This window comes from Chloracidobacterium sp. (assembly GCA_016720705.1).
Lineage (GTDB): Bacteria > Acidobacteriota > Blastocatellia > Pyrinomonadales > Pyrinomonadaceae > OLB17.
In genome coordinates this window covers 712,207-727,500 of sequence record JADKKB010000005.1, presented here as the reverse complement: position 1 = coordinate 727,500, position 15,294 = coordinate 712,207, and the positions used below count along the sequence as shown (strand labels likewise).

Here is a 15,294-nt window from a genome sequence, read left to right as displayed (position 1 = left end):
GAGAATCCGATCGACCGAGCGGTTTCTGATTCGAAAGTTGATGAGTTTTACATCTCATCTCAAGTCTCAACAGATTTGAGTTCGGTAAACGTAACTGATGCAACACCTGTCCGGTTTGACGGCTCAAAGGGGGCTTCGCTGACCGTAAATCATCCGCTGACAAAAGCCCTGCTAGTATCAATGAAGTCACAATGGCCCAAGGCAATGCCGTTTGTCGATCTTTTAGCCCGAGCGTTCGAGATTGTCGGCATTTCATCGACGGAGGATGTATCCAAAGCTCGTACGTATATACTCCAGCTTTATCTTGGAGGGTTTGTTAAGTTTGGTTGTTACTCGCCGACATTTGCGGCGGTGGTAGGCGAAACCCCAGTTTCGAGTGCATTCGCCCGTTGGCAGATTAGCGAGGACATCGAAAATCTTACGACTCTCGCCGGTAAAAACTTAAAGACGCTTGATCCCATATTGCGGCTGATCATCTCGATGCTTGACGGAACACGCGGGAGAGTCGAACTTGCCGACGAAATACTGGCGGCAATTGAATTGCCCCTTGAAGAACGGGAGCGATTCACGGCGGCACTACCGGATATTATTGAGGATCAGTTGACGCAGATCGCTTCGGCAGGATTACTCGTTGGATGATCCTGCCTACTTTGAATTTAGGAGCAAGTCGGTCACCTGCCTGATCGCACCTTTACCGCCTTTCAGATCGGTTACGAATATCGCAGCATTGATTGCCTCGATCGCCGCATCCGCAACCGCCACCGGCAGGCCGACGATCTTCATAACTTCGACATCGCCGATATCATCACCTACGTATGCGACCTCATCGAGTGATACACCCGCCGCAGCGATGATCTCGGAGAGATCCACCACCTTGTCTTGAGAGTTCGTCCTTATATATGTCATCCCGAGTTCGTCTGCCCGTCGTTGAATTATTTCAGTTGCACCACGGCCCGATATGATGCCGGAACGAAATCCGGCCTTGTGCCACGAAGCAATACCTTGCCCGTCTCGAGCGTGAAAAACCTTCATCGTCTCGCCGCCGGCTGAAAAATAAAGACGTCCATCCGTCAGTACACCGTCGCAGTCCATTATCAGGAGTTTGATCCGCCGTGCTCGTTCTTCGATCCTCATTATATAGGTTCCATTAACTCCGATTTGTAATAGCTACAGCGTTTCCTTTGATGATACCGAGGTCACTCACGTCAATACGGATATGAGAGCGATAAAGCCGTCTCGCGACCGTAAAATCACATACTAACGGAGTTCAAACGTCTCAACCCCACTAAGCTTCCACCCATTTCCGGATCTAGTCAATCTGAATACCGCCATTCCGGTTTCGGAGTCCTTTGTCAGTAATTTGATCGTGAGATTCGTCTCAACCAACAAATTGTTAGCATCGAGTCTGTCGATCTGACGCACTTGAGTTTGCCACTGTTCGGTACCGCCGGCGATCCCGCCAGCGAATTTCGACGCTTCGCCCGGCATTATGAGCGCGTCAACATCGGCTTTTCGGTTAGAAACCGCGGCCCGGTCGAAATCGGCAAAGAAACTCTTGACTGTCGGATCGATACTCGTTGTTCCTCCGACGCGGTTTCTGAGGTTTCTGGCAGCTAGACTCGCTCCGTATTCGGCATCTGCCACAATCGCCGCTTCGGCAAATCTAACTGCCTCATCGTTTTGGCCGCTCCTAGCAGCTGTTTCTCCAAGTCCGACATTTGCCCAAGCGAGGCTTCGCGAACTCGGTAATTTTTCCTCGAGAATGGCCTTAAACTCGCGTTCGGCGTCAACATTGCGCCCTAGTGCCAGCAATGCGCGCCCGAGCAGAATACGGACGTCATCCGTTCTCGGCGAACTTTTCAACACGATGAGTGCAATTTTCTCAGCACCCGCAAAGTCCTGTTTATCAAAGGCTCGTTTAACGGCAAGGATCGGATCGCTGTCCGAAAGCTCTTTTGGTGCGACATCGTCGGAGTATTCGAATTGTGGATATAGCTTTTCCGTGTCGACTTCGACACGAACGATCGGGGACGGCGACTTAAAGCTCACCTCGCCGTAACTCTGTGCCTTGATGGTGGTTGGAGACTCGATAATTTGGCCGCTGGCTGTGGTTGCCTTGACGGTGATCGTAGCATCCAAAAGTCCGGTATTTCGGAGTGCGACTTTCGATGTATCACCAACAACTTGGGGGATGCCGACGAGCAGGTTCATTTCGGTGGTTTGATCCAAAACGTAATCGACAATGTCCTTGGCGGATGAGAACGCCATCCTTAACTCGGCCATATTCAGGTCGCCGTCAGCCATATTGGCCCTTAATATCGCCGAAAAGTCCGCTTTGCCGAGTTTTCTTTCCAGAAGCCTCCAAGCCATAGCTCCTTTATTTGCCGCCTGCGAATAGAAAAAATCATCTAGCGGCGAGGACGCCCGCATCGGGCCGTCACGCTTTGAAACTGCGGCATACGCAGTCCTTTGTCTCAGACGCTCATTGTCGGCGACGTCCTTGCCGTATTTAGATTCGATAAATTGAGTAGCTAGATAACGTGACAACCCTTCCTGAAGTATCGCGTACCCCTCGCCGCTAGTCGTAACTGACCCGCCTAACCATATTTTAGCTGCGGCCTCCGCTATAGACGTGGCGGTCAAAGAATCGATCTTTGAGCGTCTGAGTACCGACTCGTCGATAAGCACCGTGCCGCCGCCCGAAAATCCGGCACCTCGCCGCACCACAATGATCTTAAGCGGTGCTTCGGGGGCAGCCCCGAGCGTTCCCGACATAAATGTACGTGCCTCCGCGAACAATGCCGCGAGTTCTGCGATCCGTTTTTGAGCTTCGTTTGACGCTGATTTCGGTCCATAAACCGCAACGCCGCTTGAATTTATCAAGTCCCAACTGCCGGAGACAAAATAAGGTTGTCCGTTGATCTTCTCATCAAATCCGCTTGTAGTTTCAACACCCGAAGTGAGCACTGTCGGGCCGGGACTGTTAACTCGGAGCCTGAAAGGTGCCCTATCGCCGCCACGATTAAAGAACCAACTCGTCGGCGTCGGATACCAAAATGAAAGCGGTAGAAACTGTGTGCCGATCGGCGAGATCGTCGCGAGGCTGGTGTTTTCCTTTAGGTTGAGCCTGTATTCAACCGAGGCTGTAAGCGTCGCGTCCGCGTTTATCGCCGGAAATCGCATCGCTATCCGCTGCAAACTACCTGCAGACCCAACTTTTTCCTCGCTCTTCGTAAAGTCGGTCGCTGCATCGTTTATCTTAATAGATGTGATATCTGCAAATGGACTGATCCGCAGCGTCAGAGACCCTGCAGATTTGCCGGAAATATTTCGTAACGACAGAACGGCAGTAAATCCTGCACTTCGCGACGCCGCATCCGACGGTAAGGTCGCCGACACATCGTATTTCTGCACCTTCCAGGTCTGTATCGAGCGGGTCTCATCCTGGCCCTGTGCCGATAGTACGAAGGAAAATAGTACTAGGACAATGATCGTGATCAGTTGTTTATTCATTTGAACATCATCGCGGGCTTTATTCAGCTACAAGTTCGTGAATTGCCTTGAGTTTCGTAAGCAGAGATTCGAGTCGCCCAAGCGGCAGTTGGTTCGGCCCATCGCTTGGGGCTTTGGACGGATCATTGTGAACCTCCATAAAAACAGCATCAACACCGCACGCAACTCCAGCTCGAGCAAAATGTTCGATGTATTGGCCCTGCCCGTCGGTTGCCTTTCCGAGTCCGCCCGGCAATTGGAGCGAATGCGTCACGTCGAAAACGACCGGAACGCCGAACGAACGCATTATCGGGAACGATCGCAGATCAACGACAAGATTATTGTACCCAAAACTCGCCCCCCGTTCGGTCAGCAAGATCTTTTCGCAACCCGCTTCCGTAAGCTTATCCACTATATTCTTTGCGTCCCAAGGCGCAAGAAATTGCCCTTTTTTGACATTTACGGCCTTTCCAGTGGCGGCGGCGGCCACAAGCAGGTCGGTCTGACGGCAGAGGAATGCGGGTATCTGCAACATATCTGCAACTGTTGCAGCCTTTGCGGCTTGCCACGGCTCATGAATGTCGGTGATTATAGGGACGCCGATCTCGTCCTTGATCCTGGAAAGGATCTCCAGTCCAAAGTCCATTCCCTCTCCGCGAAAACTATCGATCGAGCTACGATTTGCCTTATCGAACGAAGATTTATAAACGAAACTTACGCCGACCCGATCACATATTTCCTTGATCGAATTTGACATCATCCTCGCGTGCTCGATCGATTCCACGACGCAAGGCCCAAGGATAAACGCAAGTTCACCGCCGCCAAATGTGACATTGTCTATATTAAATCGTTGCATATCAATAACACCGTCAAGACCAGCCCCAGCTTATAGTCGAAACAGTTCGTCGTCATTAAGTTACTATTATATTACGTTCTGACCTCATTTAACCCCAAATGTCAGGGCTCCCCAGAAGCTTTCCCAGTCGGCGTCGCCACACGACTTTGAGCATCTCTGCATATAAACAAGCCGAATTAGCCAAATGCCCTTTCCGTCGACTTTGACCTCCACCTTACCATCCTTGTCGGAGACCATTTTCCGGGTAGATACCGTATCGCCATCGCGGTTGTCGGCAAAAACGGCTTTCGATGCGAGCGGTGCTCCGCCAAAAAATACCTGAAACTGCATCGTGTCGCCCACCTTTTTGTTATAAGGATTGTCGAGCGCGACTATCTCTAGCCGCCCTCCGTATCTCGCCTTAGCATTCCCGGTCCGGTTCACTCCGACCTGTATCATCGTTTTTAGATATCGGCTGTAACGTTCTCGCCCTTGCTTTTTCGCCTCACCGAGCCGAGCCCGTTCGGTGATGACGTAATCCATCCCTTCTTCGGTGAGGTAATCTTCGAATTTGTCCGCATCGAGCGTGATGTAAGACCATCCGCGCTCCATCGCCAAAACATACGTTCCAGAGCGATCAGCCGAAAAATTCACGATGGGCTTTCGATCATCCTCGGCCAATGTACGCATATCAAACGCCCCGTTCGGGGAAAACATCTGAAATGAGTTTGTCTTGGAGGCTTGGAAGGGCATCTCCGTTTCAGATATGAGGGCCTCACCTACAAATAGCCTCACGGACGACACCTCGCTGATGCGAAGAAAGAAATTACTTGATTCAATCCAGTACTCGTGGGCTGCGGCCGTTTGGACGATCAAAAGAACAAGCAAGGTTACTAATACCGATCTATAGCGGGCATTTCCAAAATATTGATTCAGCATCGTATCCCTTCGCCGTCCTTCTGTTATTCGTCCGCGCCGACCTCGACTCGCTCAGAAGCTTCCGTTGTGACTTCGCGAGAAACATCGTGCTCGAGATTTTCGCTCTTCACGCGGTTGTCCCATGCCGCAGCCACAAATGCCGTAAACAGCGGATGAGCGTCCAACGGCTTTGACTTATACTCCGGGTGGAATTGGCAAGCTATGAAATGTGGGTGCGTCGTTCGCGGCAATTCTACAATTTCGATGAATTTCCCATCCGGCGAAATGCCGCTGAAAACGAGCCCTTCTCGTTCAAGAGCTTCTCGAAATTCCGGATTGAATTCAAATCGATGACGGTGCCGTTCGCCGATCTCCGATGCTCCGTGGTAAACCTCGCGTGCTAGCGTGTCCTGTTTCAACTCACACGCCCACTCACCGAGTCGCATGGTCCCGCCAAGTTCTTCGACGTCGACCAGATCTCGTAGCTTAAAGATGATCGGAAACGGCGTTTCCTCGTTAAATTCTGTCGAATCCGCGTCCCGTAGTCCGCAGACATTGCGGGCAAACTCGATACAGGCAGTCTGCATTCCGAGACAAATGCCAAAGTAAGGCGTGCCGGATCTGCGTGCGTATTTTATCGCCCGAAGCATACCGCCGATACCGCGTTTGCCAAATCCGCCCGGTACCAGAATAGCGTCATAGTCTTGAAGTTCGTTCTCATAGTCGTCCTTCATCAAATTTTCCGATTCGATCCAAGTGACGTTCACACGCAGGTTGTTTGCGACGCCCGCGTGGGTCAGAGCCTCGCGCAATGACTTATACGAATCCTCGAGTTCAACGTATTTCCCAACGATCGCGACCTTGACGTTCCCGCCGGTCGGATCCTTGATCGTCGACACTAGTTCACGCCAACGCCGGAGGTCCACCAATGGAAAAGCCTCCGTTAAATGCAGGTTGCTAACGATCAGTTCGTCCAGGGCCTGCTCGTGAAATGCCAGCGGAACCTCGTATATCGAAGGCACATCGAGAGCTGAGATCACGGCGTTTTCCTGAACGTTGCAAAAAAGGCCGATCTTCTTGCGCAGGTCCGAAGGCAAAGGACGATCCGAACGGCATAACAAGATATCCGGCGAGATACCGATCTCGCGCAACTCGCGGACGCTGTGCTGCGTCGGCTTGGTTTTGAGTTCGCCGGCGGCAGCAATGAAAGGCACGAGCGTAACGTGGATAAAGATCGCATTATTACGTCCTTCTTCGTTGCCCATCTGGCGGATGGCTTCCAAAAACGGCAGTGACTCAATATCGCCGACAGTTCCGCCGATCTCGACGATCAGAATATCCGGCTTGTGCATATCCGCAACTGTTCGCACGGCGGCCTTTATTTCGTCAGTAATATGTGGGATCACTTGGATCGTTTTGCCCAAATACTCACCACGACGTTCTTTGTTGATGACCGACTGGTAGATTCGTCCGCTGGTCCAGTTATTCGCCTGCGAGAGTTTTGCGTGAGTAAACCTCTCGTAATGGCCGAGATCGAGGTCGGTCTCGGCACCATCGTCGGTCACAAACACCTCACCGTGCTGAAACGGTGACATCGTGCCCGGATCGACATTGATATATGGATCTAGCTTCATCATCTGCACATTCATTCCCCGGGCCTCGAGCAGGCACCCGATCGAACTCGCCGCTAGTCCTTTCCCAAGACTCGAAACAACACCGCCGGTCACAAATATGTATTTAGTCGTCTTTTCAGTCATTATTCCCCCGAATCAGTCGCTTTCGCGATCATTGTCATTACTGTCTGCCTTTCCCTCGCGTTTCTTCTTTTGGTAGCGTCCGTCTTTCATCTGCGTTATTACTTCCTTGGATTTGGCCGCTTCAGGATTCATCAATTCCTGTAATGCATTCATCGATGCCCCAAGTGCCGTCGTCCCCTCGGCGGCATTTCGTTCGAACTCCTCCGAAGTCCGTGTTTGCGGCTTACTCAGCATCTTTAAGCCGACAAGGGCTCCGATGACGATGAGCACAAATACTATGAGACCTATCCAATCACCCATCCGATTCGATCAACCTCCGAACACGTGCAAGATCATCGACGTTATCGACCCCGATCGAAGGATCCACAACCTCAATCACGCGTATCTTTGCACCGTTTTCCATCGCTCGAAGTTGTTCGAGCATTTCAGATCTTTCTAGAACCGACTGCCGCATTTTGCATAACCCAAGCAAATATTCACGTCGATAAACGTACATTCCGGTATGTTTTCGAAATGACGAAAGCAAACCTGAGTCACTGTTCAACGCGGCTTCGATCGATCCATCTCGAATGACGGCCTCGCGCGGATACGGGATCGGCGAACGAGAGAAGTACAAAGCTCTGCCACTGTGGTCGACGACGACTTTTACAACATCCGGACTCAATACATCGCTTATGTCGGCGATCGCTTCACAAGTGGTAACAATGTCGCACTCCGGATCCGCCAGCATCGCCTCGACGGCGAGATCGATCGTATTCGGCGAGATCACCGGTTCGTCACCCTGCACGTTAACGACAATCGTTTTCTGGGGTAATCCTGCGGCAACCTCCGCGATCCGGTCACTGCCCGTCGAATGCTCGTGTGAGGTCATCACGGACTCGCCACCGAATCGGCAAACCGCATCGAGTATTCGCTGATCATCGGTCGCCACAATTACTCGATCAACTGTCTTGGCCTTCAAAGCCTGTTGTAACGTATGGATTATCAACGGTTTACCGGCGACTTCAATAAGAAGCTTGCCGGGCAAACGCGTTGACGCGTACCTCGCCGGGATAATAGCTACGATCAAATTATGTTGATTTTTCCCGTGTTGCTCCACGGGAGAATAGACTACCGCGAATCCGGTCCAGATTCAATTCGGGAATCACGAACTTGGAAGTGAACGGTCTTTTGGCTAAACTCTTCTTCGTGCATAACCAAGACGAAACAAACTTTTATTCGCAGTTGCCAATCCCCACGGCACCGACGGACGCTCCACGTAACTCGCCTAACGATCCACCCTGGGGTCTACCCGCGGCTTTCGGCGGATGGGTGATAAGTGTGATTCTAATTATCGTCTTGCCGGGGATCACCCTTTTACCGTATTTGCTTACGCTCGACCCGCCGATCACCGACAACACCGCAATGGTCGAATTTGCCCAAACAGACAAGACGGCGATCTTTCTGCAGGTATTGGCGATTATTCCGGCACATCTTCTGACATTGCTTTTTGCTTGGATAGTCATTACTAAGGGACGTAAATTTTCATTTCGACAAACACTCGGTTGGGAATCAGGCGGAGTTCGGTGGTGGCACTACGTTGCAATTTTAGCGGGATTTCTGACGATCGCATCGATAGTCGGACATTATGTACCCGAGCAGGAAAACGACCTGATCCGAATTTTGCGTAGCTCGCGTGCCACCGTGTATCTCGTAGTCTTTATGGCGACCTTTACAGCCCCGATCGTCGAAGAAGTTGTTTACCGCGGATTGCTCTATTCCGCGATCCAGCGCGCGGCGGGTGTGCCGATCGCGTTTTTGGTCGTCACGCTAATGTTTGCGCTGGTTCACGTGCCTCAGTACTATCCGAGTTATTCGACGATTTTTCTACTCACACTACTTAGCGTGACACTAACAGGACTGCGGGTGCGGTCAAAAAATCTTTGGCCGTGCATTGTGCTACATATGGTCTTCAATGGCCTCCAATCAGTGATGATCCTGATCGAGACCAACACAGCGAACCCACCCTCGATCGACCCGAGCGGAATATTTTTCTGGTTGATAAAATAACAAGAGGAGCCGTTCGGCTCCTCTTGTTATTGATCGTGTCAGATCAGTTAGGCCTCGTGCGTGCACCCGTATTTACAGGTGGCGGCGGAGGTGGTGGAGGAACGTAGGTCGATCCGGAACTGCCGCCTCGCGATCCTGTGTAATCCGGCGACGAACCTACTCCCGAATCCTGAATGATGCGTCCACCGCCCGAAAATCCGCCTCCGTTTTGCTGAAGTCGAACAAACGGCGGCGTGGGAAGACGGTTTCCGGCCGTAACAATAGGCGTGACGGTCGGGGTGTTATTCACAATTACCGGCGGAGTCCATATCGGAATGTGGTAGTACCATATCGAGTTCCCAAATCCCCATCCGTACGGCGATCCCCATCCATATCCGAATGGCAAAAAGCAGGACGAACCGAACATAGAATCGTAAACCCACAATCCGAAGGAATTATAGAGTCCCCAACCTCCGTTCATATGTGACGCCATCAGTGCGTTACGCATTCCGCGATTTCTCAGCTTCGCGACATTCTTTGCCAACTCTTTTGCTCGGTTGCGGCTCCATTGTTCGAAAGGGTCACGCTCACCGCGATCAAACTTAGCTATACGGGCAACTCCCTTGGTTACGGTTGCTTGACGACCCTTTTTAATAATCCCGGCGGTCGAATCCCCAAGCTGCGCCTGGCCCTCCCAAACGGCGACCTTCGCTCCGCCGTCAACGTTGACATCGATACGATATACGCCGGTCTGCATTAGGTTGACCTTCGTCTTTGGAGTATTGACAGTTACCCTAAACTCATCTGCCGCAAATACCTCAAATATCGCGGACCCGCTGTCGAGCCGTATCCGGAGGTCATCAAGTGAAACGGTCGTAAATTCGAATGACGAATTTGGGCCTATACGCATATACGAGCCAGGATTTAACAAAATCTCTGCTTTTCCATCTGATCCGGTTGAAACCCGGTCACCGACCAAGATCTCGTCCCGCTTCAGTAATAGCCCGCTTCGACCTGCTTTCCTGACGATCCCAACAGCACCCTCGACAAAATTAACGCCGCCGGCTTTTGCCGAAATGACATATTTGTCGCCCGCTGCGGCGGTCGCAAGCTCACGGTCGGTCTGCGAAAATCCGACGGTCAGCGACATAACCGTCAGAATACCTACACAGAAAACTCGAAATGCGATCTTCATCATAATTTTCTCCTTGGGGAAGATTCACCCTAACTATATTCGAAGTGCTTCGAAAATTCAATAAAATTCACGACTTGTCTATTAATACCATATTTACAAAAAGCTCTAAATTCTGTGAACAACCTTTAGGTGCAGATCGTTATCTAAAGAGTTGTCCGTTACCTGATGGCAGGTATCACAAGCGAGGGTATATGGCTACATTCAAGGATCCGGATCAATGTTTTGCACCGTTGGAAGTCATCGAGCGACTTATCCAAATTCGCGGTGAACTCGGGTTTACCGAGGCGATCTATATGGACCGAACGCAGGAGATCACGGACTTTCTTGATGCCTACGGTTTTGATATCTATGCGTTCTCAACCGGGAATGACAAGATCAACTACGATAATTACACGGCACCCGTCGTGCCGGGCGGCGATAATCTCCACTGCTCTTTGACGGCACACTGAGAGCGGTCGGCTTCAATTCAACTGAAGGAACGCGGAAGGTGATTCAAGAAATTGAACCCTTCCGTGTTTTTTTGTTTAGAGAGCTTTAACGATAAAAAGCGTACCGTCATCATCTAGAAACTTTCGCTCGGTAAAGTCGGCAACGCCCTTTCTGACGTGGTCGATCATTTTTTTTGCGGGTAGGTGGATCCCATCGAGCACGCGTTTTGCAAACCGGTCCTGGCCATATTCTTCGCCATTGGGATTGGCCGCCTCTGTAATACCGTCTGTGTATATGACAAGCACCTGATTTTCCTCGAAGCGAATAAAATGTTGATGAAAGTGTAGATCCTCGAACATACCCAATGGCAGGTCGCCGTATTCGACAAATCTATACTCCCCATCCGGTTTGATCAAAAGCGGCGGATTGTGGCCGGCGTTTGAAAAGACGAATGTCCGATTTGTCGAATCGAGCATACCGTAAATTGCGGTAATGAATTGATTGTCTTTTATAGACCCTCGCAGCAGGTTGCTGACCTTTGAGAAAGCAATATGTGGGGCATACCCGATCTGAACACACGACCGCAGAGAAGCTCGCAGAAACGACATCAGAAGCGCCGCCGGAATGCCCTTTCCGACCGCATCGGCGACGACGATCCCGATCTGGTCGTCAAATACCTTGACCCAATCATAATAGTCGCCGGAAACCTCCTCGGTAGGAAACACATATGCGCTGATGTCAAAATTATCGATCGCGGGATCGGCCTCCGGCAATAGTTCGAGTTGAACTTGGCGAGCGATCTCCAACTGGGCCTCAATGCGCTTTTTCTCTACTACCTGCTCTAGAAGCCTAACCTTTTCGATAATGATCGCGACCTGGGACGTGAGCAAATGGAGCAAAGCGAGATCGTCATCATCGTACGCATCCAGCTTATCGCTTTCCAGGTCAAAAACGCCTATTACGCGGTCGTTAGATATGATCGGTGCAAGCATCTCAGAGCGAGTCAATTCACGTGCTGGAAAGTACCTTGGATCCTGGCTCACGTCGTGCGATATGATCGATTTTCCTGACTGTGCGACAGTACCGAGAAACCCTTCGCCCATTTTGAGCCGCGGCTCGATCAGATTAAAACTGATCTGATATCCACGAATTGCTTTCGACTTGAAAACATACGGATCTTTTTCATCCTCCGAAAACTCGATCAAGTAAATACCGGCGGCATCATATGGGATCAATGAGCCCAGCGTATCCATAACGAGATTGAGGACCTCGTCGAGGTCAAGCGAACGGCTGATCGTCTTGGTGATGTCGAGCAACAGCCGCAGCTTTTCGACAGTCGAAAGGTTGCTGCTTACAGCAGGATCTTGGAACGGTTTGTCGCTCATTTTCTAACTACCTTGAAAAATGTGGTCCTTGTATGCGTCCCAGAGCCTTGAGACCTTGATCCGATACTCTATCAGAGCTCTGCTGACATTGAAATGGCGAGCCATCTCGTTGATCGTGCGGCCAGCATAGACCATTCGTTTTAGTGCAGAATATGGGGCTAGTGCCGCCGCTCCCGTGGAATAAGCTTCTTCCTCGATCGCCTCATTATAGTCGCGGGCGATCGTTTCGCCATTCTTATTAATGTTTTTTATCGCAAGCCGACTGGGCTTATGCCCGAGAAATACGTGACACACTTCTTCCATCAGTGTCGCATTCTGCCGATTTTTACCGTGTGTCGGGTTCAGTATAATGAGCTTTCGCCCGTCCGGCAGTGTCTGGGACGCTGCCCCTCCGGACCATTTATCTTTTCCCGTTCCGGTTAGATGGAGCTTGGCATCTTCACTCAGAAATGGTTCGACGTCGGTAAATTGAGCAACCAACAACTTTGCGTATCGTGCCAAAGCGAAAGGGTCGAGGCGTTCATCATCGCGCCTCAACCCTGCAAACTCTCGCAACCCGATTGCTCGTAATTCGTAATGTCGCCCTTTGGGGGTCGGAGGAGTATCGTCTGCGTTCACGGCATTGGCCTCAATTACGCTATCTCCAGATCGAGCTACGCACTTCCCTACACCTCTTTGAATTCCGAATCAACGTCCTCGCTGGAGAGAGCGACGCGGTAATTCTTTGACTGTTTCTGCTTCGTAATAAGCAGATCGTCCTTTGTTTTCAGAAGGTCAGCACGATTGTATACCGACAATTCGAAATTATAGCCATGCGTGATCGCATCTTTCGGACAAGCTTCGACGCAGAATCCACAGAAGATGCATCGACCGTAGTCGATGTTGTAAACCTTAGCGTAACGCTCATCGCGTCCGACGCGTTCAGCGTAGGGCCGAGGGTCGTCGATCGCCTCGATGTAGATACAGTCCGAAGGACACGCGGCCGCACATAAATAGCACGCGACGCACTTTTCCTTGCCGTTCTCATCTACGTGCAGCAGATGCTGTCCGCGATATCTCGGTTGCACCGTGATCGGTTCTTCGGGGTACTGGACTGTCCACTTTCCACGCGGTATCTCGGAAATTGTCCGCTTCATCCCCTTAACGATCGCAACCGTTGACCTCAATACTTCAGATACTAATGACATATAATTACCGGCCAAGGCCGGACCACAAACTATCTTATGTTACCCAACACCCCAAGGAATACCTGCAGAATAATGACGATGATAGTCAACACGATCGAAATCCCGCCAAGCACCATTCCCGCAACCGCAAGTCCACGGCCGCCGTATTCTTGTGGATTGCTATCAACATTATTCTTGGCCATATAGCCTGTTATGATCGCCGGTATTCCCGACAAAAGTCCACAGCACAAAATGCCAAGTATTCCACAAACTAGCGATACGATCGCCAAGGTCTTATTAGCACCCTCGCCCCCGGCAACCGGTGGCTGGAAGGGCGTATTTTGACCGAGCCCCTGATCCTGCCAACCCGCAACAGGCGCGGGCGGCGGTGTCCATTCGGCAGGAGTCGTAGGGGGATCAAACGGACTAGTGTACGCCGGCACAGCCGGTTCCGGCTCGTGGTAGACCGGGGTTTCGGGCGTAAATACCGGATCAGCTGCCTGAAACGGCGATGGCGGCTCCGGTGACCCGAAAGGTGATGGCGGTGGTGATGACTGAAATGGCGGCAACGGTGCCGACTGGATCATTGTCGCCGGTTCGGAAAAATCTACGTCGTCCGAAGCCGATTCGAACGGCGACGGGATCGGCGGATTAGTGTTTTCAAACGGCAACGCCGTATCGACGGACGACTCGGTATCGGCAAACGGTGACGCCATCGGCGGCAGATCCGTAAACTTTGGCGACGCGATATCAGGTTCAGAAAATTGAGGAGGTGCCGGCACCGGCGGAATCTCCATTTCCGGAACATCCGGATCGTGCGTGCTGCCTAGGGCCGCACGCATCTCATCGTCCGAAACATACATCGTTTTTAACGGATCCGCCGCCGGCAGGTCCAACACCTCTTCCGGTTCTGCGATAGGCGCGATGCCGACTTCGATCCGCTCACTTTGTGGTTCCACCGCCGGAACGTCAGGACGGGCAACTACGGTCGCATAAGGATCAAATGCCGGAGCATCATCCACCAGCGGTGTGCCGTCTGACTGACAAAACCGCATCGAATCCTCAAATGTCTTCGAACAGGTCGGGCATTTTTTCATAGTTGTGTCCTCTTACTGCCATCCGCATGGGCAGATGGGCTGCGTGGCAAGTAAAATTCAAGTGCTAAAGTTCTGCAACTTTTATACTTGAACGACTAAACTAATTCAAGTTTGCTGAAGAAATACGCGATCTCGATCGCAGCATTTTCATCGGAATCAGAACCGTGAACCGCGTTTTCGCCGATCGACGCTGCAAAATCCTTTCGCAACGTGTCCGGTGCTGCTTCGGCCGGGTTGGTCGCTCCCATCAGTTCTCTCCACGCCGGAACGGCATTTTCCTTTTCAAGTGCAAGCACCACACACGGACCGCTCGACATAAATTCGCAGAGTTCGTCGAAAAAGCCCTTGCCAGCGTGAACGGCATAAAATCCGTCAGCTTGCTTTCGCGTTTGATGAATAAGCTTCATCCCTCGGATCTTAAATCCCTCACCCAATATACGCGAAATGATCTTTCCCTGATTTCCTGCTCGCACCGCATCGGGCTTGATGATCCCAAATGTTAAATTGCTCATTGTAAAGTATTTCCCTTTATATTAATTATTGCTGTTCAAATCGTTTGATCAGATCTTTACTGATCCTTGTTGGCCGTGACGTTTCTCGGCTACACATACACCATACCGTTCGACCGGCCACGAGCAAGTCATTGCCCCGCCGGATCTCGGTGAATCGTTCACACGTTTCTCCCGTCCACTCGCCGACCCAAGTCGTGGCGACTATGGCGTCTCCGATCAACGCCTCCTTCTTATAATCGATCTCGTGACGGACAACGACCCAGAAAAACTGTTCCTGTATTTCCGCAGACGTGGCGTCTCGCCAGTGTGCGACCGCGATGCCCTGCACCCACCGAACATAAGCCACGTTGTTAACGTGCCCGAGTTCGTCAATGTCGGCCGCGTCCACGCTGAATGAGTGCGAAAACTTCATCAAAGATCTACCGCCGGCGACACACAAAAAACACCTAAAAAGAAATCAGAGTTTCGTGCCTTTCCACG

General features: G+C 51.3%; 17 protein-coding genes (1 of these 17 only partly in view). 3 read left to right on the top strand and 14 right to left on the bottom strand.

Going from position 1 to position 15,294, the window contains the following annotated elements:
* Positions 1-639: the end of a methyltransferase regulatory domain-containing protein gene (locus tag IPQ00_06585; protein MBL0240230.1), read on the top strand. The gene continues 894 nt to the left of window position 1, outside the view; the window shows 639 of its 1,533 coding nt (coding positions 895-1,533); its start codon lies off the left edge, out of view; it ends in the stop codon at positions 637-639.
* A 6-nt stretch (positions 640-645) separates the two neighbouring features.
* On the opposite strand, the gene IPQ00_06580 is transcribed toward IPQ00_06585, so the two are convergent.
* From IPQ00_06580 to kdsB, 7 genes are all read right to left on the bottom strand, one after another.
* Positions 646-1,134, bottom strand: coding sequence for an HAD hydrolase family protein (locus IPQ00_06580; protein MBL0240229.1), 489 nt, complete (start codon positions 1,132-1,134; stop codon positions 646-648).
* Positions 1,135-1,257: 123 nt separating this feature from the next.
* Positions 1,258-3,513, bottom strand: coding sequence for a hypothetical protein (locus IPQ00_06575; GenBank protein ID MBL0240228.1), 2,256 nt, complete (start codon positions 3,511-3,513; stop codon positions 1,258-1,260).
* Positions 3,514-3,532: 19 nt separating this feature from the next.
* The gene (kdsA, locus tag IPQ00_06570; GenBank protein MBL0240227.1) at positions 3,533-4,348 is read right to left on the bottom strand and encodes a 3-deoxy-8-phosphooctulonate synthase; all 816 of its coding nucleotides are present in this window, start codon (positions 4,346-4,348) and stop codon (positions 3,533-3,535) included.
* A gap of 84 nt (positions 4,349-4,432) precedes the next feature.
* Entirely contained in the window at positions 4,433-5,266 is an 834-nt protein-coding gene (locus IPQ00_06565; GenBank protein ID MBL0240226.1) for a DUF4198 domain-containing protein, read from the bottom strand.
* A 23-nt stretch (positions 5,267-5,289) separates the two neighbouring features.
* Positions 5,290-7,002, bottom strand: a complete 1,713-nt coding sequence (locus IPQ00_06560; GenBank protein ID MBL0240225.1) for a CTP synthase — start codon at positions 7,000-7,002, stop codon at positions 5,290-5,292.
* A gap of 12 nt (positions 7,003-7,014) precedes the next feature.
* Positions 7,015-7,302: a hypothetical protein gene (locus tag IPQ00_06555; protein ID MBL0240224.1), complete on the bottom strand. Its 288-nt coding sequence runs from the start codon at positions 7,300-7,302 to the stop codon at positions 7,015-7,017.
* Positions 7,295-8,071, bottom strand: coding sequence for a 3-deoxy-manno-octulosonate cytidylyltransferase (gene kdsB / locus IPQ00_06550; GenBank protein MBL0240223.1), 777 nt, complete (start codon positions 8,069-8,071; stop codon positions 7,295-7,297). Before kdsB ends, IPQ00_06555 begins: the two co-directional genes overlap by 8 nt.
* 251 nt (positions 8,072-8,322) lie before the next feature.
* On the opposite strand from kdsB, the gene IPQ00_06545 reads away from it, so the two are divergent.
* Positions 8,323-9,051 (top strand): CPBP family intramembrane metalloprotease, encoded by a 729-nt coding sequence (locus IPQ00_06545; protein ID MBL0240222.1) that lies wholly within the window; start codon positions 8,323-8,325, stop codon positions 9,049-9,051.
* Positions 9,052-9,094: 43 nt separating this feature from the next.
* On the opposite strand, the gene IPQ00_06540 is transcribed toward IPQ00_06545, so the two are convergent.
* Positions 9,095-10,228: a FecR domain-containing protein gene (locus IPQ00_06540; GenBank protein ID MBL0240221.1), complete on the bottom strand. Its 1,134-nt coding sequence runs from the start codon at positions 10,226-10,228 to the stop codon at positions 9,095-9,097.
* A gap of 188 nt (positions 10,229-10,416) precedes the next feature.
* Here IPQ00_06540 and IPQ00_06535 point away from each other — a divergent pair, with 188 nt between their 5' ends.
* Positions 10,417-10,674, top strand: coding sequence for a hypothetical protein (locus tag IPQ00_06535; GenBank protein ID MBL0240220.1), 258 nt, complete (start codon positions 10,417-10,419; stop codon positions 10,672-10,674).
* A gap of 75 nt (positions 10,675-10,749) precedes the next feature.
* Here the strand turns inward: IPQ00_06535 and IPQ00_06530 are convergent, their stop codons facing one another.
* The 6 genes from IPQ00_06530 to IPQ00_06505 form a co-directional block, all read right to left on the bottom strand.
* Positions 10,750-12,039 (bottom strand): SpoIIE family protein phosphatase, encoded by a 1,290-nt coding sequence (locus IPQ00_06530; GenBank protein ID MBL0240219.1) that lies wholly within the window; start codon positions 12,037-12,039, stop codon positions 10,750-10,752.
* Positions 12,040-12,042: 3 nt separating this feature from the next.
* The gene (locus IPQ00_06525) at positions 12,043-12,657 is read right to left on the bottom strand and encodes an ImmA/IrrE family metallo-endopeptidase (protein MBL0240218.1); all 615 of its coding nucleotides are present in this window, start codon (positions 12,655-12,657) and stop codon (positions 12,043-12,045) included.
* A gap of 47 nt (positions 12,658-12,704) precedes the next feature.
* Positions 12,705-13,226 (bottom strand): NADH-quinone oxidoreductase subunit I, encoded by a 522-nt coding sequence (locus IPQ00_06520; GenBank protein MBL0240217.1) that lies wholly within the window; start codon positions 13,224-13,226, stop codon positions 12,705-12,707.
* 29 nt (positions 13,227-13,255) lie between these two features.
* Positions 13,256-14,302: a DUF4190 domain-containing protein gene (locus tag IPQ00_06515; protein MBL0240216.1), complete on the bottom strand. Its 1,047-nt coding sequence runs from the start codon at positions 14,300-14,302 to the stop codon at positions 13,256-13,258.
* A 95-nt stretch (positions 14,303-14,397) separates the two neighbouring features.
* Complete coding sequence (ndk, locus tag IPQ00_06510) at positions 14,398-14,814, bottom strand: nucleoside-diphosphate kinase (GenBank protein ID MBL0240215.1); 417 nt, start codon at positions 14,812-14,814, stop codon at positions 14,398-14,400.
* A gap of 25 nt (positions 14,815-14,839) precedes the next feature.
* Positions 14,840-15,226 (bottom strand): acyl-CoA thioesterase, encoded by a 387-nt coding sequence (locus IPQ00_06505; protein ID MBL0240214.1) that lies wholly within the window; start codon positions 15,224-15,226, stop codon positions 14,840-14,842.
* Positions 15,227-15,294 lie beyond the last annotated feature (68 nt).

What these genes read in the sequence shown, in the direction of transcription:
- IPQ00_06580 (MBL0240229.1), bottom strand. Translation starts at nt 1,134, where the DNA reads ATGAGGATCGAAGAACGAGCACGGCGGATCAAACTCCTGATAATGGAC.
- IPQ00_06575 (MBL0240228.1), bottom strand. Translation starts at nt 3,513, where the DNA reads ATGAATAAACAACTGATCACGATCATTGTCCTAGTACTATTTTCCTTC.
- kdsA (MBL0240227.1), bottom strand. Translation starts at nt 4,348, where the DNA reads ATGCAACGATTTAATATAGACAATGTCACATTTGGCGGCGGTGAACTT.
- IPQ00_06565 (MBL0240226.1), bottom strand. Translation starts at nt 5,266, where the DNA reads ATGCTGAATCAATATTTTGGAAATGCCCGCTATAGATCGGTATTAGTA.
- IPQ00_06560 (MBL0240225.1), bottom strand. Translation starts at nt 7,002, where the DNA reads ATGACTGAAAAGACGACTAAATACATATTTGTGACCGGCGGTGTTGTT.
- IPQ00_06555 (MBL0240224.1), bottom strand. Translation starts at nt 7,302, where the DNA reads ATGGGTGATTGGATAGGTCTCATAGTATTTGTGCTCATCGTCATCGGA.
- IPQ00_06540 (MBL0240221.1), bottom strand. Translation starts at nt 10,228, where the DNA reads ATGATGAAGATCGCATTTCGAGTTTTCTGTGTAGGTATTCTGACGGTT.
- IPQ00_06535 (MBL0240220.1), top strand. Translation starts at nt 10,417, where the DNA reads ATGGCTACATTCAAGGATCCGGATCAATGTTTTGCACCGTTGGAAGTC.
- IPQ00_06530 (MBL0240219.1), bottom strand. Translation starts at nt 12,039, where the DNA reads ATGAGCGACAAACCGTTCCAAGATCCTGCTGTAAGCAGCAACCTTTCG.
- IPQ00_06520 (MBL0240217.1), bottom strand. Translation starts at nt 13,226, where the DNA reads ATGTCATTAGTATCTGAAGTATTGAGGTCAACGGTTGCGATCGTTAAG.
- IPQ00_06515 (MBL0240216.1), bottom strand. Translation starts at nt 14,302, where the DNA reads ATGAAAAAATGCCCGACCTGTTCGAAGACATTTGAGGATTCGATGCGG.
- ndk (MBL0240215.1), bottom strand. Translation starts at nt 14,814, where the DNA reads ATGAGCAATTTAACATTTGGGATCATCAAGCCCGATGCGGTGCGAGCA.
- IPQ00_06505 (MBL0240214.1), bottom strand. Translation starts at nt 15,226, where the DNA reads ATGAAGTTTTCGCACTCATTCAGCGTGGACGCGGCCGACATTGACGAA.